The organism is Bacteroides sp. 3_1_13, assembly GCF_001185845.1.
In the GTDB taxonomy this organism is placed as follows: domain Bacteria; phylum Bacteroidota; class Bacteroidia; order Bacteroidales; family Bacteroidaceae; genus Bacteroides; species Bacteroides xylanisolvens.
On sequence record NZ_KQ236956.1, the window covers coordinates 420,689 to 443,182 of the forward strand.

The window sequence follows — 22,494 nt, forward strand, 5'->3', positions numbered from 1 at the left end:
TCAGACTGATTTTGGATAACGCCTACAACTTATGGGTATGATACTGCGTATTGCCTCAAGTCGCATAGTGGGGCAAGGGGATATTGTGGGCAGAAGTGGGTATTTCAGCCTCAATTTATCTGCTAATTCAGTGATGAGAGGACGTTTAGACGCAAGAAGGACGCTGAAGAGCTTAGTTGCGGATTTGAGGTTCAAAAAAGGAAACGAGCAGATAAATTTCAATGCTCGTGAGTTCGTGCGCGAATTGGATGTATTGACAAGCGACGAGCTTTTCTCCGACGGAGTGAAGCTTGGCGAAGGATTGGGACGTCTGTTTGTGGTGACGAGCAATGTGCCGGCTACCAAAGTGTGGGAATCGTTTCCTATAAAGAAACCCGATCATTTGATTTTGGCGGCAACCGAATACCTGACCGGCAAGTATCCGAAAATGAAATCTATCTTAGTGACCAAAGATGTGAATCTGCGCATGAAAGCCCGTTCTATCGGATTGCTTTGCGAGGATTATATTACGGATAAGGTGGTAAATGTAGATGTGTTCGAGAAGTCGAATGAGATTTTTGAAAATGTAGATCCTGCATTGATCGACCGCATTTATTCTTCCAAAGAAGGTATTGACTTGAGTGAATTCGACTTTAAGGATTTGGTTCATCCCAATGAGTGTTTTGTGTTGAAGAGTGACCGGAATAGTGTATTGGCACGCTATAATCCTTTTACCCATTCTATTATCCGCGTGATGAAGGGTAAGAATTATGGAATCGAACCCCGGAATGCGGAACAGAGTTTTGCTTTTGAGATCCTGAATGATCCGAATATCAAACTGGTAGCTCTGACAGGAAAAGCAGGAACAGGTAAGACTTTGCTGGCTTTGGCTGCTGCGTTGGGTAAACTGACCGATTACAAACAGATTTTGCTGGCACGTCCTGTTGTAGCGCTTTCTAATAAAGACATAGGTTTCCTTCCAGGAGATGCACAAGAGAAAGTAGCTCCTTATATGCAACCATTATTTGACAATCTGAACGTGATAAAACGTCAGTTTGCAGCAAACTCTACCGAAGTGAAGCGCATAGAAGATATGCAGAAAAGCGAACAGCTGGTGATTGAAGCTCTGGCATTTATCCGTGGTCGTAGTTTGAGCGAAATGTATTGCATCATTGACGAAGCGCAGAATCTGACCCCAAATGAAATAAAGACAATCATCACCCGTGCAGGCGAAGGTACGAAGATGGTATTTACGGGAGATATCCAGCAGATTGACCAACCTTATCTGGATAGTCAGTCCAATGGCTTGGTATATATGATTGATCGTATGAAAGACCAGAATATCTTTGCACACGTCAATTTGCTGAAAGGTGAACGAAGTGAATTGAGTGAACTGGCAAGCAACCTGCTGTAGGAAATGAAAATGAAGAATGAAAAATGAAAAATGAAGAATTTACTATGCAGCATAATAGCGCAGCTTATTCTTCATTCTTCATTCTTCATTTTTCATTCTTCATTTGCTTTATTCTTTCTTTCCGAAATATTTAAGGAATTGTGTACGTTCAAATGTATTGACGCCTTTAATATCTTTGATATTCAGTTTGCCTTTGAATTGAGCTATATTTTCGAATCCTTTGCGTTCCATCCATGCAGAGAGGAAGCGGTTGGCTTCTCCAATAAATGCGTTTGTATTCAGATAGACTGCGCTACATACTTCTACGGCTGAAGCACCGGCAAGGATCGCTTTCACTACTGATTCAGCATTGGCAACACCACCGGAAGCCGCATAGTCGATCTTATCTACTACTGCAGATGCAATTCCAATCCAGCGGAGCGGATTGGCGAGGTCGGAAGCATTGCTGAATATTTCTCCTGAAATATGTTCCATCTTTTCGATGTTGATGTCCGGCTGATAGAAGCGGTTGAAGAGAACAACTGCGGCTGCACCGTTGGCATACAACTGATCGATCAATACCACAGGATTGGTCAGGTTATCGCCCAGCTTCATGATAACGGGAATATTAACCGTCTGCTTGATGCGGCGGAGAATGTCGATGTGGCGTTGTTCGAATGAACCGTATGTATATTGCAGTTCTGATTGCAAGGCGAGGATATTGATTTCCAATGCGTCGGCACCAGCCTCTTCAATCTTCTTTGCAAAGTCGATCCATTCGGAATCAGTGTAGCAGTTGATGCTGGCAATGATAGGAATGGGGCATACCTTTTTGCTTTCTTTTATTAAAGTCAGGTATTCAGATAACTTGTGCTCACGGATATATTCTTCCAGATAGTCACTGGCTTCGGGATAGAATGCCGGGTCTTTCAGTTGATCTGCTTCCAGCATGATCTGTTCCTCAAACAGTGATTTCAGAACGACAGCACCGGCACCATCTTCGGCCAATTTTTTGTTTTTGCCGACACTGTTGGTCAGCCCTGAGCTACTGATGATGATAGGGTTTCTAAGAGAAAGCCCTGCGAAAGTAGTTTTTAAATCGGTCATAGCAATATGTTTTTTAATACTTAATCAATAATTTCTTTCTCCGAAAATCTTGCTTCCTACTCGTACCAGCGTACTTCCTGCGGCAATGGCTTCGTGATAGTCATGTGACATTCCCATTGATAGTTCGCAGAAGGTATCAGAGTGGGTGAACCAAGTTGTTTTTATCTCGTTAAAGAGTCTATTTAGTGAACAAAATTCTCGGTTGATTTGTTCAATACAATCGGTGTTGCTGGCCATACCCATTAATCCGCGGATGCGTACATGAGTCAGCTCTTTCCATTCTCCGACATTCAGCATCTCTTTACATTCTTCGGGACTGAAACCAAATTTGGTTTCTTCCTGCGCAACGTGAATCTGCAACAGGCAGTTCACAGTACGTCCGGCCTTGACAGCTTGTTTGTTGACTTCGGCCAGTAGTTTATAACTATCAATTCCATGAATCATCGCTACGTATGGTATCATGTATTTGATTTTATTCGTTTGCAGGTGCCCGATAAAATGCCATTCGATATCTTTCGGCAAACTTTCGTATTTAGCTGTCATTTCCTGCACTTTGCTTTCTCCAAAAATACGCTGTCCCGCCTGATATGCTTCTTCTATCGCTTCATTGGGATGGAATTTTGAGACAGCAACCAGCCGGACTCCTTGAGGGAGTTCGGCCAGCACTTGCTTTAAATTGTCAGCAATACTCATTGTTACTTATGCTTTTGACGGATCAAATTCCGGTTTGTCATTCGGTTCGGCGCTGTAAGGATATACATCCATGAGCGGAGTTTCGGATACCATACCGATCTGATAATCTGCCATGGTTCCTTTCATGCCCTCATCCAGCTTTTTCACTGCATCACGCAAGTCGGCAGCTTGTACCAATACTTGAGTGGAAGTCTTTTTTTCCGCACCGCTTTTTTCATCGAGCGTGATAAAAATAAGTTTGCATTTGAACCAGCGGTCGGCACTTTCTTCGTCACTGGGGAATAATTCGCTATAGTTGGCACGTTTGATGTCCGAAACGGTAAATTCTCCGGAGATAAACGGAGTCATTTCTTCGATAATCCGTGCTTCTGCTTCTGTAAAACTGAGTGCATCAACAAGATAAGGTTCAGTTACTTTCTTCTGCATTCCGTTTTCCATTACTTTCTCATAACGGATCTTGCACTCAAACCATGTATGCATTGCCATAATTTTCTTCCTTTTTAATTAATTGATTCATGTAAATTGCCTACAAAGATAAACAAAATACCAAAGTAAGTGCCGAAAGATTTTTATTTTCTTTTATGCAGATTTTTTAGTTCAAATGAAAGCATGACACGGAAAAGTCCGATGATGAGGAAAGTAAAAGAAATCATGTAGACTGCGTAGAGTGCTCCTATGGCGGGTTGCCATAATATTAAAAGGGAACACAGAATGGCAAGGATACCGAAAGCCATGTACCAGCCCCAGTCGCGGGTTCCGTAACGTTTCAAGTCGATGGAATAGCCGGTGGAGGAGAAGCCGCGGAACATAAGCCAGAAGGCTATGATAAAAGGAATGACTTCCATGCTGACCATTGGGTAGGCAATCAGGTAGATACCCAGAACAAGGTCGATCAGTCCGCCTACGATATACCATCCCCAGCTCGGGACACCTTTCCGGTTGCTAAAAGCGAAGATAATTTCCAAAATACCGCTTATCAACATCGATACGCTGAAAATGATACTTAAAGCTACATAGGTGCTCACGGGTGAGAACATGAGCCAAAGGGCTACAATGATATACACGATTCCCAAAAGAAGAGAAGTCCACCAATTTTTTACTGAATGTTGAATCTCATTGAATACAGTTTCCATACATTTTATATTTTAAATTGAATACTAGGGTGATTTCGTTGTGGAATAACAAATTCAATTTAGAAAAGGTTTTCCGTGAACATATTTGGGGGAATCGTTGTTTCCTATATAAAGTAAATTTTAAATGTAGATGCATTATGGCAACAACAAATTTCAAAGGACAACCGGTGAAACTAATCGGTGAATTTATACAAGTAGGTAAGGTAGCTCCTGACTTCGAGCTGGTAAAAACAGATTTATCTTCTTTCTCTCTGAAAGATTTGAATGGTAAAAATGTGATTTTAAATATTTTCCCCAGTCTGGATACCAGCGTATGTGCAACCTCTGTACGTAAGTTTAATAAGATGGCTGCCGGACTGAAAGATACGGTAGTATTGGCTATCTCTAAGGACCTTCCTTTTGCGCACGGTCGTTTCTGTACAACGGAAGGTATTGAAAATGTAATTCCACTGTCTGATTTCCGCTTCTCTGATTTCGACGAAAGTTACGGAGTGCGTATGGCAGACGGTCCGTTAGCAGGACTTTTGGCCCGTGCGGTAGTTGTGATTGGCAAGGATGGCAAGATTGCTTATACGGAACTTGTTCCTGAAATTACCCAGGAGCCTGATTATGATAAAGCCTTAGCTGCTGTAAAGTAATATAGAATATGGAGTATTAAGTATTAGGTATTAACTATTAACTATTAGTTGCAGCTAATAAACGAATACGGCTAATACTTAATACTGCTCTTATCTTAAAGATTTTGACCTAATGGGAACTGGTAAAAAGGCTTGGTAAACTGCCAAGGCTCCGTTCTTGTTAGGTTGTGTTTTTTTCTACACTAAACCTCAACTATCATGAACAAGATGAAAACTCTATTCATCACCCTGCTATGTATGGGTGCTGGAACCCTGTCGGCTCAAACTGCCGATAGTACACAAACTTCTCCCTGGACAAAAGAAGGATTTGCCGGACTGAAACTGACACAGGTGAGCCTGACTAACTGGGCTGCCGGAGGTGATAACTCTGTTGCCTTTGACTTGCAGGGCACTTATCAGATTAATTATAAGAAAGGAAAACATCTGTGGAATAATCGTATCGAACTGGCTTATGGATTGAATAAGACTGGTGACGACGGAACCAGGAAGGCTAATGATAAGATTTATTTGAATACGAATTATGGCTATGCTATTGCCAAAAGTTGGTATGCCAGCGCATTCGCCACTTTCCAGACGCAGTTCTCTCCCGGATATGACTATTCCGTCAATAAGGATGTTGCTATCTCCGAATTTATGGCTCCCGCTTATTTGACTACCGGTTTGGGCTTTACCTATGATCCGGGTAAGATATTTACCGTTGTATTGTCTCCTGCTGCATGGCGCGGAACATTTGTTCTCAATGACCGTCTCTCGGACGAAGGAGCCTATGGAGTGGATCCGGGCAAACACCTGTTATCCAGTTTCGGTGCTAACTTGAAAGGGGAAGCCAAATATGAATTTTTGAAGAATATGACAGTATATTCGCGTTTGGATTTATATTCCGATTATCTGCACAAGCCATTGAACATAGATGTGAACTGGGAAGTGCAAATAAATATGATTATCAATAAATGGTTTTCAACCACGCTCACTACTAACCTGATGTATGACGATGATGTGAAGATTGTACAAAAGGATGGTACCAAAGGATCTCGTGTACAATTTAAAGAGATCTTGGGAGTGGGAGTCCAATTCAATTTCTAAGGATTGGTTTTTAAGTATTAGGTATTAAGTATTAGTCATGGTAATACTTAATACCTAATACTTAATACTTATTTTTTCTTCTTCTTCAGTCCCTTATAAGCTAGGAATCCGATGACCAATACCACCACTGCTATAATGACATAGCCGATTTCGTGGCTGTATGTGGTTGCCATTACATAGACGTCATTAGTGGTTTTGAGGTCTGTAAACCGGTAGATCAGGTATCCGAGTAGAGCCAATATACTGTTCCATATCGCAGCGCCGAGAGTGGTGTAAAGTAGGAAAGGTCCTAATTTCATGCCGGCTAATCCTGCGGGAATACTGATAAGTTGGCGTACAGCCGGAATGAGACGGCCAAAGAAAGTGGAGGCTGCACCGTGCTTTCTGAAATATTCTTCTGCATGGTGTACCTTTTCTTCATCAATAAGGCACATGTGCCCTAAACGGCTGTTAGCGAATTTATAGACAATAGGACGACCCAGCCAACGCGCCAGGTAATAATTTACTAATGCACCGATATCTGCTCCTATGGTGGCAAATAGGACCACGAGAAAGATATTCATACTGTCGTCTGCCATAGCTTTCCATGCGGCAGGTGGCACTACGGCTTCCGAGGGGAAGGGAATAAAAGAACTTTCGATAGCCATAAAAATGGTGACTACCCAATAGTTCAAATTTTCTAATACCCATTTAAGAAGTTCTGCTACTGATTCCATGTTTTTTGAGGATAGAATTTATTAATCTGATTTATTTTTTTCCTTTCTTCTTTTTCTTATTCTCCTTTTTCATGCGTTCCCACACTTCTTTGAGAGTTCTTTCATCTTCCTCTCTATGTTCGGGACTATTTAACAGATCCAGAATCATATCTTCTTCCAGTGGATGTTCACATTCTTTGTTGTATTTAAAGAAGTTGTCGATTTCACCGTGCATGAGGCAAAGCACACTCAATTTCTCCGTCACATCTTCGTATTTCGGATTCATCTGGTACGCTTTTTCAAAGTATTCTTTGGCTTCTATCAGATAGTCACTTTCCGAATAAGCAGAGGCGATCATATACCACATTTCTATGTTAGAGTTAATCTCTATCGCTTTTTCGAAAGACAAGGCTGCTTCGTCTTCCAGCTCCTCTGCCAGATATAGTTTTCCCTCTGTCAGATAAATCAATCCTTCATTCGGGTTTATCTCTTTGGCTTTCTCGCAGAGCTGATGTGCTTCTTCATATCTTTCCAGATGGGACAGGGCGAAGGCTTTGCTGGTATATGTGTCTATTAATAGGACAGACTGTCTGTCTCCGTCTTCTTCAAAACGTGCGATTACTTTGTCGTAATAGTCATCGGCTTTCTGCCATTCTTCTTTATTGCCGTAAGATATTCCCATGAACATATAACCCAGTTCAGGGGGGATGGATTTAAGTTCGATCGCTTTTTGGTAATTCTCGATGGCATCATCCGAATTGTTCAGATAGAAAAAACAATGCGCTTTATAAGCGTAGGCTTCTCCACACTGATCGTCGGCTGCCAACGCAAAATCACAGGCTTCGATGGCTTTGTCTATTTGTTCCTGAACAAAGTAACATTTCACCAGTCCCATCCAGTAGGAAGGGTTGAAAGGGGATTTGTCGATGAGTTTGTTGTAATAGATGATGGCTGATTCTACTTGGTGGGTCGATGCCAGATAATCGGCTGTGAGGGCCATATATTCTTCATCTTCGGCATAACGCGATTTACCTCGGTCGAGCCATTCTTTGGCTGCGTCCGGGTATCCCATGTCCAGATAGAGAAATACGACATCAATGATTGTTTCCAGTTCGTCGGCATCCGCTATCGTACTTAATAGCCATTGGGCTTCTTCCAGTTTTCCTCCATTCAGCAATAGTTCGGCTTTCAGCAGTTTCACTTCCGAGTCAAAATCTTCGGTGATGGAATCTGCTACTTTCTTTGCTTTTTGCAGTTTTTGGGTGTCCAGGTAAAGATAGGCTTGTTCGATGAGTAAAGCTGTATTTCCCGGATGTATCTTAAGTCCGTAGGTGATTACTTCTTGTGCTTCTTCAAATTTCCGTTCGGAGGCATACCAGTCGGCGATGTCGGCCAGTTGGTCAGCATCCAGATAAAGTTGTCGGTTTTCTGCTTTTGCTTTTTCGTAGTTTGTGATAAGTGTGGCTAGTTGCTTTTTGGCTGATGGTGAGTTCTTTCTACCCATTTTTATTAATTTTGTTCACCACAGATTACACGGATTAACACAGATTAGAGAAATATAGAATAAAAATCTGTGTTAATCCGTGTAATCTGTGGTGAAAGGTTATTTATTAATCTTCCCCCACGTATCTTTCAACCCTACTGTGCGGTTGAAAATCAGTTTTTCCGGGGTTGATTCTTTGTCGATATTAAAGTAACCGATCCGTTGGAACTGCAGGTAGGAGAGTGTAGGCAGGGTAGCTGCGAACTTCTCTATGTAGCAGTTGGGCAGAACTTTCAATGAGTCCGGATTGATGATTTCTTTCATGGCTTCCAGTGCTTCGCAATTTTTAGCTTCGCGGATGGCAGCCAGTTCGTCGCGCGGGTTTTCCACTTTCCACAGGCGGTCGTACAAACGTACTTCTGCTTGCAGGCAGTGATTGCAGCTTACCCAATGGAGCGTGCCTTTCACCTTACGGTTTGCGTCCGGCATACCGCTACGGGTATTAGCGTCATATTCACAATATACCTCTGTTATTACGCCGTTTTCGTCTTTCTTGCAACCGGTGCATTTTACGATATAGGCATTTTTGAGGCGTACTTCCTGTCCCGGTGTCATGCGGAAATATTTCTTGGGAGCGTCTTCCATGAAGTCTTCACGTTCCATCCACAGTTCACGGCTGAATTCGATCAGGTGGCTTCCTGCTTCCGGGTCTTCCGGGTTGTTGATTGCTTCCAGTTCTTCAACCTGTCCTTCCGGATAGTTGGTGATGATTAGTTTAACCGGGTTGATCACTGCCGATACACGGGTGGCACGGCTGTTCAGGTCGTCCCGAACGGAGCTTTCCAACAGGGCGATGTCGTTCAGGGCATCGTATGTGGTATATCCGATTTTATCAATAAATTTATGAATAGATTCCGGTGAATAACCGCGACGGCGGAAACCGCAGATAGTCGGCATACGGGGGTCGTCCCATCCGTTCACCAATCCTTCTTTTACCAGTGTGAGCAGGTTACGTTTGCTCATCAGGGTATAGCTTAGGTTCAGTTTGTTGAATTCAGTCTGACGAGGACGGTTGTCGTTCAGGTCTTTTCCTTCTTTCAGCCAGTCGATGAAGAGGTCATAAAGAGGACGGTGTACCACAAATTCGAGTGTACACAGCGAGTGAGTTACTCCTTCGAAGAAGTCACTCTGTCCGTGAGCGAAGTCATACATCGGATAAGCCTTCCAGGTAGTACCTGTACGGTGGTGCGGGTGTTTCACTACACGATAAATAATCGGATCGCGGAAGTGCATATTCGGGTTAGCCATGTCAATCTTGGCACGGAGCACCATAGCACCTTCTTCGATCTCGCCGCTATTCATTTTCTTAAAAAGTTCGAGGCTTTCTTCGATAGGACGGTTGCGGTAAGGGCTTTCCACACCCGGTTGGGTAGGAGTACCTTTTTGCTGTGCGATTAGTTCGGAGCTTTGTTCGTCAATATATGCTTTTCCCTCCTGGATCAGGCGGATAGCGAAGTCCCATAATTGTTGGAAGTAGTCGGAAGCGTAGTATTCGTTTCCCCACTGGTAGCCCAACCATTGAATATCTTCTTTGATAGCTTCTACATATTCCACATCTTCCTTGGTCGGGTTTGTGTCGTCGAAACGAAGGTTACATACACCGCCGTGTTTTTCTGCGATGCCGAAATCAAGGCAAATAGCTTTGGCATGGCCGATGTGAAGGTAACCGTTAGGTTCGGGCGGGAAGCGTGTCTGCACTTTTCCACCATTTTTACCTTCTTTCAAGTCTTTCTCTACTGCCTGTTCAATAAAGTTCAAGCTTTTCTTTTCGCCTGCTTCTTCGTTTTTAATATCTGTCATAACGGTTAATGTTATCTATATTTAGGCTACAAAAGTAGGACATTTTTTTTATTTAACCGGAATATAACCGCTCTTTTTTATAATGTCCTGTCCGTCGGACGAGAGAATAAACTGAATCAGGGGGGAGACTTGTTCCTTATTTTTTACATTGTAGTAGTAATAAAGCGGGCGCACGATGGGGTAGGTCTTATTGGTGGCGTTCTCTACCGTAGGCGTGGCATAGTGGGTGCCGTCGTATGATACGGAAAGCGTTTTGACACGGGGAGATACGTATGCCAGTCCGACATATCCGATGGCTCCTTTGGTCTGACTGACAGACTGGATGATGGCACCCGTTGCCGGCATGGAAAGGCTGCTTGCCATGTAGTTTTTATTTTTCAGTACGCTCTCTTTGAAAAATTCGTAAGTACCGGACGATGTTTCGCGCGAGTAAACCACTATTTTGCGATCGTCTCCGCCTACCTGTTTCCAGTTGTTTATCTTCCCCCGGAAAATGTCTTCCAGTTGTTGGCGGGTCAGCTGCTTTACCGGATTGGAGGGATGCACCACCACGGCAAGAGCATCGTAGGCTACAATCACTTCGTCTACTTCTTCTCCGGTTCCTTTTATTTTCATCTTTTCGCTGAACTTGATCGGGCGGGAAGCCATTGCGATGTCCGTTGTATGATCCATTAAAGCGGAGATACCTACACCGGTTCCGCCACCGGTCACTGTGACACGGGCCTCCGGATGCTGGTTCATAAACCGCTCTGCTGTCTGTTGTGCGACAGGCAGTACCGTATCGCTACCTTTAATACGTTGTGCGTTGGCACCGAGCGAGAGTAAGGAAAGGGCGATTAATAAGTTTCTTCTCACTTTCATATTTCTTCGTTTTATTAACGTTGCAAATTAAGCAATCGGATATTACATTTTCATTTCATCCGGAGTGGAAATGATACTTGTAACACAAACGTAACATGATTGAAACATTTCCTTCAAACGTTAGTCACACCTCCTTAATAAAGAGATGCTTTCTTTGCATCAGAAATCATAGCAGGTATATGAAAAAGGTATTTGAAAAGATTATAGAAGGAATGTTGACTTGTAGCGGCTTTGTGACAAGTATTACTATTCTGCTGATTGTACTCTTCCTTTTCACTGAAGCTTTCGGGCTGTTCAAGAGTAAAGTGATTGAAGAGGGATATGTGTTGGCGCTAAATAAGAGCAATAAGGTCAGCGTGTTGAGCCCCGCACAGATAAAAAATGTTTTTGACGAAGAGATTACGAACTGGAAGGAACTCGGTGGGGAAGATCTCCCTATCCGGGTTTTTCGTTTGGAGGACATAACGCAGTATTATACGGAAGAGGAGTTGGGATCTGCTTATGAATATGCAGGCGATAAGATTACGGAGCTGGTGGAGAAAACACCCGGCATCGTAGCTTTTGTTCCGCAGAAGTTTATTGTTCATCCGGACACGGTACATTTCATAGAGGATAACACTATTTCCGTAAAGGATGTATTTGCGGGTGCTGAATGGTTTCCTACGGCTACTCCGGCTGCTCAATTCGGCTTTCTGCCGTTGATTACCGGGACGTTGTGGGTGAGCCTGTTTGCCATCCTTTTTGCTTTGCCGTTCGGGCTGTCGGTTTCTATTTATATGTCTGAAGTGGCAAATCCGAAAGTGCGGAACTGGCTAAAACCGATTATCGAACTGTTGAGCGGTATTCCTTCCGTTGTTTATGGCTTTTTCGGATTAATTGTCATTGTTCCGTTGATTCAGAAATTGTTTGATCTTCCGGTAGGAGAGAGTGGCTTGGCGGGAAGTATCGTACTGGCCATTATGGCATTGCCTACTATTATAACGGTGACGGAAGACGCGATGCGCAACTGTCCGCGTGCGATGCGTGAGGCGAGTCTGGCATTGGGCGCTTCGCAATGGCAGACGATATATAAGGTAGTGATTCCTTATTCTATTTCGGGGATTACATCCGGTGTGGTACTTGGTATCGGACGTGCTATCGGGGAGACGATGGCAGTATTGATGGTGACGGGTAATGCGGCTGTGATTCCGACAACGATCCTTGAGCCTTTGCGTACCATTCCGGCTACGATTGCAGCCGAATTGGGAGAAGCTCCTGCGGGAGGACCTCACTATCAGGCGTTGTTCCTGTTGGGTGTCGTACTGTTCTTCATCACATTGATTATCAATTTTAGTGTGGAATATATTTCCTCTAAAGGATTAAAACGTAGCAAATAAGATGGAAATACGGAGTAATAATAAAGCTAAACACCGTTCGCAGAAAGTTGCTTTCGGGATTTTCCGGCTGTTGAGCCTTTGCATTGTACTGATATTGTTTGCAATTCTGGGATTTATCGTCTATAAAGGAATCGGCGCTATCAGTTGGGATTTTATCACTTCGGCTCCTACGGACGGGATGACAGGTGGCGGTATATGGCCGGCCATTGTCGGTACTTTCTATCTGATGGTGGGGAGTGCGCTGTTCGCCTTTCCGATAGGGGTGATGAGCGGAATTTATATGAATGAGTATGCGCCGAAAGGTAAGTTGGTACGCTTTATCCGGGTGATGACCAATAACTTGAGCGGTATTCCTTCCATCGTATTCGGATTGTTCGGTATGGCGCTGTTTGTCAATTATATGGGATTTGGTGATAGTATTTTGGCCGGTTCTTTGACATTAGGTTTGCTTTGCGTACCTTTGGTCATTCGGACAACGGAGGAAGCTCTGAAAGCCATTCCTGACAGTATGCGTGAAGGCAGCCGGGCCTTGGGGGCAACGAAGTTGCAGACGATCTGGCACGTCATTCTGCCGATGGGGATGCCGAACATTATCACAGGGTTGATTCTTGCCTTGGGACGTGTTTCGGGAGAGACGGCGCCGATTCTGTTTACTTGTGCCGCATACTTCCTGCCACAACTGCCAACGGGTATTTTTGATCAGTGTATGGCATTGCCTTATCATTTGTATGTGATTTCTACGAGTGGAACGGACATGGAGGCACAATTGCCGCTAGCTTATGGTACGGCATTGGTATTGATTATGATTATCCTGTTCGTGAATCTGCTGGCCAATGCATTGAGAAAGTATTTTGAGAAAAGAGTAAAAACAAACTAGATTAGTATATGGATACAGTGAAAATAGATACGCGCGATGTGAACTTTTGGTATGGAGATTTTCATGCATTGAAGGGTATCAGTATGCAGATTGAGGAAAAGTCGGTTGTCGCTTTTATCGGACCGTCCGGTTGCGGTAAGTCTACTTTCCTCCGGCTTTTCAACCGGATGAATGATTTGATTCCTGCTACCCGTTTGGAGGGAGAAATCCGTATCGACGGACATAATATATATGCGAAAGGGGTGGAAGTGGACGAACTCCGTAAGAATGTAGGAATGGTGTTCCAGCGTCCGAATCCTTTCCCGAAAAGTATATTCGAGAATGTGGCTTACGGACTTCGTGTGAACGGAATAAAAGATAATGCTTTCATTCGTCAGCGTGTGGAGGAAACGTTGAAAGGAGCGGCTCTTTGGGATGAGGTGAAAGATAAGTTGAAGGAGTCGGCTTATGCATTGTCCGGCGGACAGCAACAGCGGCTTTGTATCGCCCGTGCGATGGCTGTCTCTCCTTCGGTATTGCTGATGGATGAGCCTGCGTCTGCACTCGACCCTATTTCTACGGCTAAGGTGGAGGAGTTGATCCATGAATTGAAGAAGGATTATACGATTGTAATCGTTACGCATAATATGCAGCAGGCAGCCCGTGTCAGTGATAAGACGGCGTTTTTCTATATGGGCGAAATGGTGGAATTCGATCAGACGAAAAGGATATTCACCAATCCGGAGAAAGAGGCTACCCAGAATTACATAACGGGACGCTTCGGGTAATTCGTGAAATCCGTGCCTGAAATTTATTTCTGAAATGTCATTAGCAAAATATTAATCATTTATATATAATAGACTATGGTAAAGTTTATAGAATCGGAACTTATCCTATTGAAGAAGGAAATTGATGAAATGTGGACCTTGGTGTACAACCAGCTTGACCGTGCCGGAGAGGCTGTGTTGACCCTCGACAAGGAGTTGGCTCAACAAGTGATGGTTCGTGAGCGTCGGGTGAATGCTTTTGAATTGAAGATAGATAGCGATGTGGAAGATATTATCGCATTATATAATCCGGTGGCGATTGACCTCCGTTTTGTATTGGCTATGCTGAAGATCAATACGAATCTGGAACGCTTGGGCGACTTTGCGGAAGGTATTGCCCGCTTTGTACTTCGTTGCAAAGAGCCGGTGTTGGATGCGGAATTATTGAACCGTCTTCGTCTGGCAGAGATGCAGGCAGAAGTGTTGTCGATGCTGGAACTGGCGAAGCGTGCCTTGAATGAAGAAAGCAATGATTTGGCAGCGGGAGTGTTTGCCAAGGATAATTTGCTGGATGAAATCAATGCGGATGCGACAGGTATTCTTTCTGACTATATCATCGAACATCCGGAAGCTGTACATACCTGCGTAGATTTGGTCAGTGTGTTCCGTAAACTGGAACGTTCGGGAGACCATATTACCAATATTGCCGAGGAGATTGTTTTCTTCATTGACGCCAAAGTGTTAAAACATCGTGGAAAAACGGACGAAAACTACCCGGAAAAGTAATTTCTTGCGGATTTTTAAACAGAAATTAGGGCTCCTTAAAAAATTATCCTATATTTGTCACCTATAACGGACAAGTTACAGGAGATTTTGCTTCAAATGATAATAAATCCAAAGAATTTTCAAAAAGATGTTATATGACATGTTTTATAATTTGGATAGTATCGGTAAAACCGCCTATATTTGCACCGTTATCCTGAAAACAATCTTTTTACCTTAAAAAAAAACTAATACCTATTGAAAACTGAAAAATGGAGCTTTGTGAAAAGCCCCATTTTTTTTTGCTCTTATTTTTTAAGCTCCTTTCTAATTCGTATCTTTGACCCTTGCATTAAGAGAGTATTCTCAATCTTAAAATAGTAAGTAGTAAATCGTAAAATAGTAAATGAAATTATGTTTTCTGGAATCGTAGAAGAATATGCTACTTTGGTAGCACTGGTGAAAGACCAGGAGAATATACACTTTACATTTAAGTGTTCGTTTGTGAATGAGTTGAAAATCGACCAGAGTATTTCTCACAATGGTGTGTGTCTGACAGTGGTGACTCTGACAGATGATACGTATACGGTGACTGCCATGAAAGAAACATTGGAACGCTCTAATCTCGGTCTGCTGAAAGTGGGGGATAAGGTGAATGTTGAACGTAGCATGATGATGAATGGCCGGTTGGACGGACATATTGTTCAGGGACATGTAGACCAGACTGCTACTTGTATTGATATTAAGGATGCGGAAGGTAGTTGGTATTTTACCTTCCAATATGCGTTTGATAAGGAAATGGCGAAACGTGGATATATCACGGTGGATAAAGGTTCGGTAACTGTGAACGGTGTTAGCCTGACAGTATGTAATCCGACCGATGATACTTTCCAGGTAGCTATCATTCCTTATACGTATGAGCATACAAACTTCCATACGTTTGAGATTGGCAGTGTGGTAAATATTGAATTCGATATTATCGGTAAGTATATCAGCCGGATGATTCAATATAAATAGTTGGCTGTCGCGAAAGCGAATTTCAATCGTAAATTGTAAATCATAAAATCGCAATCTTATGGATTTTCTTCAATTGGTACAGGCTCGTCAAAGCGACCGTTCGTATGATAAGCAGCGTCCGGTGGAGCCGGAAAAGTTGGAACGGATACTTGAAGCTGCTCGTTTGGCGCCTTCGGCCTGTAATGCGCAGCCTTGGAAGTTTGTAGTCATCACGGATAAGGAACTGGCCCAAAAAGCGGGGAAAGCTGCTGCTGGTTTGGGGATGAATAAGTTTGCTAAAGATGCTCCCGTGCATATTCTGGTGGTAGAGGAATCTGCTAATATTACCTCTCTGCTTGGTGGAAAGGTGAAAGGCAAGCATTTTCCATTGATCGACATTGGAATAGTTGCTGCTCATATTGCTTTGGCGGCTGAAGCCGAAGGACTGGGCTCTTGTATTCTGGGTTGGTTTGATGAAAAAGAAATGAAACAGCTTGCCGGTATCCCTGCTTCCAAACGTTTATTGCTGGATATTGTCATTGGTTATCCGGCAAAGGAAAAACGCAAGAAAATGAGGAAGTCGAAAGAGAAAGTGATTTCATACAACCGTTATTGATTGAAAAATAATTATATTCTTAGTTCTTTAGGATAAGCATATAACAGAAAGCATCGTTGGTTTTAAAGGAAGAGTCCGTTCCTTTTAAACCAACGATGCTTTCCTTTTAAAGGAACGGACTGTTTGTTTAAAACCAAAAGTGTTTCTTCTAAAGTGTTGATATATAACTTATTATTAATGCCACTGAATAAGCGGCATTAATAATGTAGTATTTATTTCTTTTTTGACAAATCCTTCAGCAAATAGTCTACTGCCGCTTTCAGTTGGACGTCTTCTCCTTTCAGGCTGGCTTCGGACTTATTATAGATAAGAATATCAGGTTGTAAAGTCTGATTTTCGAGATCGTTGCACTGCTTGCTTCCTTTTCCTTATAAATCTTTCAGTAATACTTTACTTGCTTTTTTATAGTATTCTTCTCTGGATTCGGTCAGCACTTTCCATTCGTCGTTGAATTCTTCGTCTTTATCAATTTTGAAATTCTCGGAACCGTATGTATCCAAACGATCCAGCAAGATGGCTACATTCAATTGATTGATATCCATTGACGGTTGATAGCCGATTTCTTCGCTTTTTTCGTCGGTGACTACCTCGTGAATCAATTCTATTTCCTGCAACTGATAAAGCACCTGATTGGTTAGTCGGATGGGAATCTGATGCTCTTCCGAGATTTCTGCAGCCGTATAGGGAGGTTCGTTCTTCTCAAACCGTTTGGCTATGAGCGACATAATCAGGATGGATATAAAGTCTCGGTATCGTCTGCTGATATTCCGGGTATCCTGGTCAAAACTAAAACTACGGATATTTTGCCCGGCATACGTCAATTCGGCTCCGAATAAACAGATTGTCCAAGATATTTGCAGCCAAAGCAGAAATAAAGGAAGTGCGGCAAAACTACCGTAAATGGCGTTGTACTTTGATACCCACAACTGGCTGTTGATATACAGGAATTGAAAAGCCTGATAAGCAGACCCCGCCAGAATGCCTGCAATGAGCGCGTGTTTGAATTTTACTTTTGTATTCGGCATGAAGATATACAGCCCTGTGAACATCAGCCATGTCAGGACGAAAGGGATAAGCCGTATCATGAATTTCATAATAGGAGCAAGCAGGACGAAATCATCCATCTGTTTGAGAATGGTGCTCATAAACAGAGAAAGTCCTCCGGATACTACAATCAGAATCGGCATCAACAGGAACATAGAAAAGTAATCCGTAATCTTGCGATACATGGACCGTGCTTTTTTTACTTCCCAAATACGGTTGAAGGTGATTTCAATATTGCTGACCAGATTGATAACCGTCCATAACAACATGACCAAACCAACTCCAATGAAAATACCCCCTTTGGTTTGTGAAAGATAGGAGTTGACAAATGAGAGAATGGCCTCTGTTGTTTCTATATTTCCTCCGAAACCATTGCGGAACTGATGTTCCATCAGGTTGTCGAATCCAAAACCGCGTGCCACGGCAAACAGGATGGCAAGTATCGGTACAATGGCGAGCAATGTGCTATATGTCAGTGCGGAAGCTTTATTAGCCATTCGGTCTTTGGTAAACCGGTTGATACAAAGATAGATGGTCTTTATAATATTGTAGAGTGAGAACTTGGTTCGGGTCACTTCATCTTCCGTAATGCGCCAGATGTCATACGTAAGAAACTTCCATATATCGGTGATTTTCTTCTTCATAGTTCAACGGATAATTAAAAGAAAAAGCAGTCAGCCTATAAGCCGAGTTCTGTACCTTATATAAAACAAGGTGCCTGTCATTTATCTGAGTGGCGTGTCACCACGACACTTTAGCGGTCTACCCTCCGACATGGAGCGAGCAACTCTCATAACGCCGGTTTACATGACCTTACAACTCCTAAGACGTACAGCCCGACATGTCACCATGCGGCTGGTGGGCTCTTACCCCACCTTCTCACCCTTACCTCTCCCCGAAAGGAGCGGCGGTTGTTTTCTTCTACGTTACTCTACCCTCACGGACAGCTTTCTGTTAGGAAGTAGGATGCTCTATGTTGCCCGGACTTTCCTCCTGCACGAAACGTGCACGCGACAGACCGGCCAACTGCTTTAGACTGCAAAAATACGTCATTTATTTTGTTTTAGCCAAAGAAAGTAGCACAAATAGAAATAATTTCTACCTTTGCTATTATTAAAATGAATTTCAATGAAGAAGAATATCCTCCTTTTCTCTTGTTTTCTGGTGATTGCGGCAGTCAGCCTGAAAGCACAGGAAATACGTCCCATGCCTGCCGATTCAGCTTATGGGGTAGTGCATATCTCTGTTTGCAATTTGCGCGAAGAAGGCAAATTTACTTCCGGCATGAGTACGCAGGCATTGTTGGGGATGCCGGTCAAAGTACTTCAATATACCGGTTGGTACGAGATACAAACGCCGGATGATTATACCGGATGGGTACACCGGATGGTGATTACCCCCATGTCGAAGGAACGTTATGATGAGTGGAACCGGGCGGAAAAGATAGTGGTTACTTCGCACTACGGATTTGCGTATGAAAAACCGGATGAAAGTTCTCAACCTGTGTCCGACGTGGTTGCAGGCAATCGTCTGAAGTGGGAGGGAAGCAAAGGGCATTTCTACAAAGTATCTTATCCCGACGGTCGGAAAGCATACATTTCTAAATCTATTTCTCAACCGGAAACAAAATGGAGGGCTTCATTGAAACAAGATGTTGAAAGTATCATTGCGACTGCTTATTCGATGATGGGAATTCCTTATCTGTGGGCAGGAACCTCTTCCAAAGGAGTAGATTGTAGCGGCTTGGTACGTACCGTGCTTTTTATGCATGATATTATTATTCCAAGAGATGCGTCTCAACAGGCTTATGTGGGCGAACATATTGAGATTGCTCCTGATTTTGCCAATGTACAACGGGGGGATTTAGTATTTTTCGGTCGTAAAGCAACTGCGGAGCGTAAAGAAGGAATCTCTCACGTTGGTATTTATCTTGGTAATAAACAGTTTATCCACGCTTTGGGCGATGTACACATCAGTAGTATGAACCCCGCGGATAAGAACTATGACGAGTTCAACACGAAACGTCTGCTTTTTGCCGTTCGCTTCCTACCTTATATTAATAAGGAGAAGGGAATGAATACTACGGATAATAATCCTTATTATAAATAGTCGATAAATGATGGTTGATAGTTACTGTGAGTATTTTGCATAAATATCTATCATCTATTATCTGCCACCTGTCATTTATCACTTATCATTTGTAATTTATCATCTATTAAAGCATGCAGAACAGAAGAGATTTTTTGAAAACAGCGACTTTGGCTGCTTTGGGTTCTGGGTTAGTGGTCCGTCAGACATTAGCCGGAGAATCATCGCTTTCTAACGTCTATATAAATAAGCTCGGTTTGGGAGGAAAGATGAAAATGAGCTTTTTCCCTTATGAATTGAAGTTGAAGCATGTGTTTACGGTTGCCACATATTCACGCACAACGACTCCTGATGTACAGGTGGAAATAGAATATGAAGGGATAACGGGGTACGGAGAGGCCTCTATGCCTCCTTATTTGGGAGAGACGGTAGAATCGGTTATGAGTTTTCTGGGGAAAGTGAATCTGGAACAGTTTAGTGATCCTTTTCAGCTAGATGACATTTTGTCATACGTTGACAGCCTCTCGCCAAAAGACACGGCGGCGAAAGCTGCGGTAGATATCGCCCTTCATGATTTGGTGGGAAAACTGTTGGATGCTCCCTGGTATAAAATATGGGGATTGAACAAAGAAAAGACGCCTTCTACCACCTTCACGATAGGTATTGATACACCGGATGTAGTACGGGAGAAAACAAAAGAGTGCGCCGATCAGTTTAATATATTAAAGGTAAAGCTGGGACGGGACAATGATAAGGAGATGATTGAAACCATCCGATCGGTAACGAATCTACCGATAGCGATAGATGCCAACCAAGGCTGGAAAGACCGTCAATACGCGCTTGATATGATTCATTGGCTGAAAGAAAAAGGCATTGTGATGATAGAACAGCCTATGCCGAAGGAGAAGCTAGACGACATTGCCTGGATAACACAACAAAGTCCATTGCCGATATTTGCAGATGAATCGTTGCAGCGTTTGGGAGATGTAGCTGCTTTGAAAGACGCTTTCACGGGAATTAATATTAAGCTGATGAAATGTACCGGTATGCGTGAAGCATGGAAGATGGTAACATTGGCGCATGCGCTCGGTATGCGTGTGATGGTGGGTTGTATGACAGAGACCTCGTGTGCTATTTCAGCAGCTTCACAGTTCTCGCCATTAGTCGATTTTGCCGACCTGGATGGTAACTTGCTTATTTCTAATGATCGATTTAAAGGGGTAGAAGTGGTGAATGGAAAGATCACCTTAAATGATTTGCCCGGAATCGGTGTCATGAAAATCTGACTTTACTGAATGAATGTCAGAGTGTTAAAGCCATCTGACATACAACGAATGTAAATTTGTCAGGTGCTGTCGTTAACCGCTGTTAAGCTCTAAATATTCTCTGTTAAAAGTGGACAAAAAAGAGTGACAAGTGGAATAAGTGAACGATATTTGTTATTATTTTAACGTCGTAAAAGTTAAAACAATGTCGAATATTAACAATTTAAAGAATTATAAATCATGAAACAGACAACAAAGAACATTCTGGGAGTAGGAGCAATCATTCTTCTTAGCTCAGGAGTTGCAGGATTGACAACTTACAAATTGTTGCAATCTAACGAAGCTGCTAAAGAGACATCTTTTAATGAGATGTTCAAGCAGAATCCCAATGTCAAATTGGCTGCTTTTGACGCTGTGAACGCTCAACCTGTTGACCTGACTCAGGCTGCGGAGAATTCGCTTCATGCTGTCGTACATATAAGGTCTACTCAAGAAGCTAAAACAAGAACTGTTCAGCAAGCGCCGGACATCTTCGATTTCTTTTTTGGTGATGGACGCGGACAGCAGCGTCAGGTACAGTCTCAACCTCGTGTAGGTTTTGGTTCGGGAGTAATCATCTCGAAAGATGGATATATCGTAACGAATAATCACGTGATTGAAGGTGCGGATGAAATCAGTGTGAAACTGAATGATAACCGTGAGTTTAAAGGACGCGTGATTGGTACTGACCCCAGCACCGACCTTGCATTAGTAAAAATAGAAGGTGATGATTTCCCGACTATTCCGGTAGGAGATTCCGAAGCGTTGAAAGTAGGAGAGTGGGTATTGGCGGTAGGTAACCCGTTCAATCTGAACTCTACTGTAACTGCCGGTATCGTAAGTGCGAAAGCCCGTTCTCTGGGTGTATATAATGGTGGTATAGAATCATTCATCCAAACGGATGCTGCTATCAATCAGGGGAATAGTGGCGGTGCGCTGGTAAATGCCAAAGGTGAGCTGGTAGGTATCAATTCGGTGCTTTCTTCTCCGACAGGTGCTTATGCAGGATATGGTTTCGCTATCCCGACCAGCATTATGACGAAGGTAATTGCCGACCTGAAACAATACGGAACAGTACAACGTGCATTGCTCGGTATTCGTGGTGGTTCTATCGGTAGCAGTTTGATGGACGACCGTCAACCGATTGATAAATCCGGTAAGACACTGGCAGATAAAGCTAAAGAACTGGGTGTTGTAGAAGGAGTGTGGGTTTCTGAAATCGTAGAGAATGGTTCTGCTGCGGGAGCTGACATCAAAGTGGATGACGTAATTATCGGTGTGGATAATAAGAAAGTATCCAATATGGCCGACTTGCAGGAAGCTCTTGCGAAACATCGTCCGGGTGATAAGGTGAAAGTGAAACTGATGCGCGATAAGAAGGAAAAGACCGTTGAAGTAACGTTGAAGAACGAACAAGGTACTACCAAAATCGTGAAAGATGCAGGCATGGAAATCCTGGGAGCTGCTTTCAAAGAATTGCCGGATGATTTGAAGAAACAATTGAATCTGGGTTACGGTTTGCAAGTGACAGGGGTTTCTTCCGGTAAAATGTCAGATGCAGGAGTTCGTAAAGGTTTCATTATCCTAAAAGCTAATGACCAGCCGATGCGCAAAGTCAGCGATCTGGAAGAAGTGATGAAAGCTGCTGTTAAGTCTCCGAATCAGGTATTGTTCCTGACCGGTGTGTTCCCATCCGGTAAACGCGGATACTTCGCTGTCGATCTTACTCAAGAGTAATATATAAAATAAGGTAAGAAGAT

At 43.1% G+C, this 22,494-nt stretch carries 20 protein-coding genes, 1 other RNA gene and 1 pseudogene; 12 read left to right on the forward strand and 10 right to left on the reverse strand.

The window, feature by feature from the left end; translation table 11 throughout:
- Positions 1–187: 187 nt before the first annotated feature.
- Positions 188–1,393, forward strand: a pseudogene (locus HMPREF9009_RS14135) (PhoH family protein); the annotation flags it as partial.
- Between the two features lie 108 nt (positions 1,394–1,501).
- Here the strand turns inward: HMPREF9009_RS14135 and HMPREF9009_RS14140 are convergent.
- The 4 genes from HMPREF9009_RS14140 to HMPREF9009_RS14155 all read right to left on the reverse strand — a co-directional run bounded on the left by HMPREF9009_RS14140 (position 1,502) and on the right by HMPREF9009_RS14155 (position 4,305).
- Complete coding sequence (locus HMPREF9009_RS14140; protein WP_049702526.1) at positions 1,502–2,479, reverse strand: dihydroorotate dehydrogenase-like protein; 978 nt, start codon at positions 2,477–2,479, stop codon at positions 1,502–1,504.
- Positions 2,480–2,503: 24 nt separating this feature from the next.
- Positions 2,504–3,172, reverse strand: a complete 669-nt coding sequence (locus tag HMPREF9009_RS14145; protein WP_008025386.1) for a YggS family pyridoxal phosphate-dependent enzyme — start codon at positions 3,170–3,172, stop codon at positions 2,504–2,506.
- A gap of 6 nt (positions 3,173–3,178) precedes the next feature.
- On the reverse strand, positions 3,179–3,658 hold the full coding sequence (locus HMPREF9009_RS14150) for a DUF4494 domain-containing protein (protein WP_004296648.1): 480 nt from the start codon (positions 3,656–3,658) through the stop codon (positions 3,179–3,181).
- Positions 3,659–3,741: 83 nt separating this feature from the next.
- Positions 3,742–4,305: an HdeD family acid-resistance protein gene (locus tag HMPREF9009_RS14155; protein WP_004317609.1), complete on the reverse strand. Its 564-nt coding sequence runs from the start codon at positions 4,303–4,305 to the stop codon at positions 3,742–3,744.
- A 137-nt stretch (positions 4,306–4,442) separates the two neighbouring features.
- Here HMPREF9009_RS14155 and tpx point away from each other — a divergent pair, with 137 nt between their 5' ends.
- Together tpx and HMPREF9009_RS14165 are read left to right on the forward strand one after the other, a co-directional pair.
- On the forward strand, positions 4,443–4,943 hold the full coding sequence (gene tpx / locus HMPREF9009_RS14160; RefSeq protein WP_004296650.1) for a thiol peroxidase: 501 nt from the start codon (positions 4,443–4,445) through the stop codon (positions 4,941–4,943).
- A gap of 198 nt (positions 4,944–5,141) precedes the next feature.
- Entirely contained in the window at positions 5,142–6,026 is an 885-nt protein-coding gene (locus HMPREF9009_RS14165) for a DUF3078 domain-containing protein (protein WP_004317613.1), read from the forward strand.
- Positions 6,027–6,094: 68 nt separating this feature from the next.
- Here HMPREF9009_RS14165 and HMPREF9009_RS14170 read toward each other — a convergent pair whose 3' ends face one another.
- The 4 genes from HMPREF9009_RS14170 to HMPREF9009_RS14185 form a co-directional block, all read right to left on the reverse strand.
- Positions 6,095–6,742: a DedA family protein gene (locus tag HMPREF9009_RS14170; RefSeq protein ID WP_008025384.1), complete on the reverse strand. Its 648-nt coding sequence runs from the start codon at positions 6,740–6,742 to the stop codon at positions 6,095–6,097.
- Between the two features lie 31 nt (positions 6,743–6,773).
- Positions 6,774–8,225 carry a tetratricopeptide repeat protein gene (locus HMPREF9009_RS14175; RefSeq protein WP_004317616.1) on the reverse strand — a complete coding sequence of 484 codons (1,452 nt, stop codon included), beginning with the start codon at positions 8,223–8,225 and terminating at the stop codon, positions 6,774–6,776.
- A 99-nt stretch (positions 8,226–8,324) separates the two neighbouring features.
- The gene (locus HMPREF9009_RS14180) at positions 8,325–10,064 is read right to left on the reverse strand and encodes a glutamine--tRNA ligase/YqeY domain fusion protein (protein WP_004317618.1); all 1,740 of its coding nucleotides are present in this window, start codon (positions 10,062–10,064) and stop codon (positions 8,325–8,327) included.
- 48 nt (positions 10,065–10,112) lie between these two features.
- Entirely contained in the window at positions 10,113–10,925 is an 813-nt protein-coding gene (locus HMPREF9009_RS14185; protein ID WP_049702527.1) for a phosphate ABC transporter substrate-binding protein, read from the reverse strand.
- A 179-nt stretch (positions 10,926–11,104) separates the two neighbouring features.
- On the opposite strand from HMPREF9009_RS14185, the gene pstC reads away from it, so the two are divergent.
- The 6 genes from pstC (at position 11,105) to HMPREF9009_RS14215 (ending at position 16,298) form a co-directional block, all read left to right on the forward strand.
- Positions 11,105–12,301 carry a phosphate ABC transporter permease subunit PstC gene (gene pstC / locus HMPREF9009_RS14190; protein WP_049702528.1) on the forward strand — a complete coding sequence of 399 codons (1,197 nt, stop codon included), beginning with the start codon at positions 11,105–11,107 and terminating at the stop codon, positions 12,299–12,301.
- Position 12,302: 1 nt separating this feature from the next.
- Positions 12,303–13,178: a phosphate ABC transporter permease PstA gene (gene pstA, locus HMPREF9009_RS14195; protein ID WP_008025376.1), complete on the forward strand. Its 876-nt coding sequence runs from the start codon at positions 12,303–12,305 to the stop codon at positions 13,176–13,178.
- 8 nt (positions 13,179–13,186) lie between these two features.
- Positions 13,187–13,945 (forward strand): phosphate ABC transporter ATP-binding protein PstB, encoded by a 759-nt coding sequence (gene pstB, locus HMPREF9009_RS14200; RefSeq protein WP_049702529.1) that lies wholly within the window; start codon positions 13,187–13,189, stop codon positions 13,943–13,945.
- Positions 13,946–14,020: 75 nt separating this feature from the next.
- The gene (gene phoU, locus HMPREF9009_RS14205) at positions 14,021–14,710 is read left to right on the forward strand and encodes a phosphate signaling complex protein PhoU (RefSeq protein WP_004317629.1); all 690 of its coding nucleotides are present in this window, start codon (positions 14,021–14,023) and stop codon (positions 14,708–14,710) included.
- 390 nt (positions 14,711–15,100) lie between these two features.
- Complete coding sequence (locus tag HMPREF9009_RS14210) at positions 15,101–15,703, forward strand: riboflavin synthase (protein WP_008025374.1); 603 nt, start codon at positions 15,101–15,103, stop codon at positions 15,701–15,703.
- 58 nt (positions 15,704–15,761) lie between these two features.
- On the forward strand, positions 15,762–16,298 hold the full coding sequence (locus HMPREF9009_RS14215) for a nitroreductase family protein (protein WP_049702530.1): 537 nt from the start codon (positions 15,762–15,764) through the stop codon (positions 16,296–16,298).
- Between the two features lie 368 nt (positions 16,299–16,666).
- Here the strand turns inward: HMPREF9009_RS14215 and HMPREF9009_RS14220 are convergent, their stop codons facing one another.
- Both HMPREF9009_RS14220 and rnpB read right to left on the reverse strand, forming a co-directional pair.
- Positions 16,667–17,986: a YihY/virulence factor BrkB family protein gene (locus tag HMPREF9009_RS14220; protein WP_008025368.1), complete on the reverse strand. Its 1,320-nt coding sequence runs from the start codon at positions 17,984–17,986 to the stop codon at positions 16,667–16,669.
- Between the two features lie 22 nt (positions 17,987–18,008).
- Positions 18,009–18,372, reverse strand: an RNA gene (rnpB, locus tag HMPREF9009_RS24860) — RNase P RNA component class A.
- A gap of 98 nt (positions 18,373–18,470) precedes the next feature.
- Between rnpB and HMPREF9009_RS14225 the strand changes: the two genes are divergently transcribed.
- The 3 genes from HMPREF9009_RS14225 to HMPREF9009_RS14235 all read left to right on the forward strand — a co-directional run bounded on the left by HMPREF9009_RS14225 (position 18,471) and on the right by HMPREF9009_RS14235 (position 22,471).
- Entirely contained in the window at positions 18,471–19,451 is a 981-nt protein-coding gene (locus tag HMPREF9009_RS14225; protein WP_008025366.1) for a C40 family peptidase, read from the forward strand.
- A gap of 113 nt (positions 19,452–19,564) precedes the next feature.
- Positions 19,565–20,716, forward strand: a complete 1,152-nt coding sequence (locus HMPREF9009_RS14230; protein WP_008025364.1) for a dipeptide epimerase — start codon at positions 19,565–19,567, stop codon at positions 20,714–20,716.
- 219 nt (positions 20,717–20,935) lie between these two features.
- A complete protein-coding gene (locus HMPREF9009_RS14235) occupies positions 20,936–22,471 on the forward strand; it encodes a trypsin-like peptidase domain-containing protein (RefSeq protein WP_004317638.1) in 1,536 nt (511 codons plus the stop codon).
- Positions 22,472–22,494: the final 23 nt, after the last annotated feature.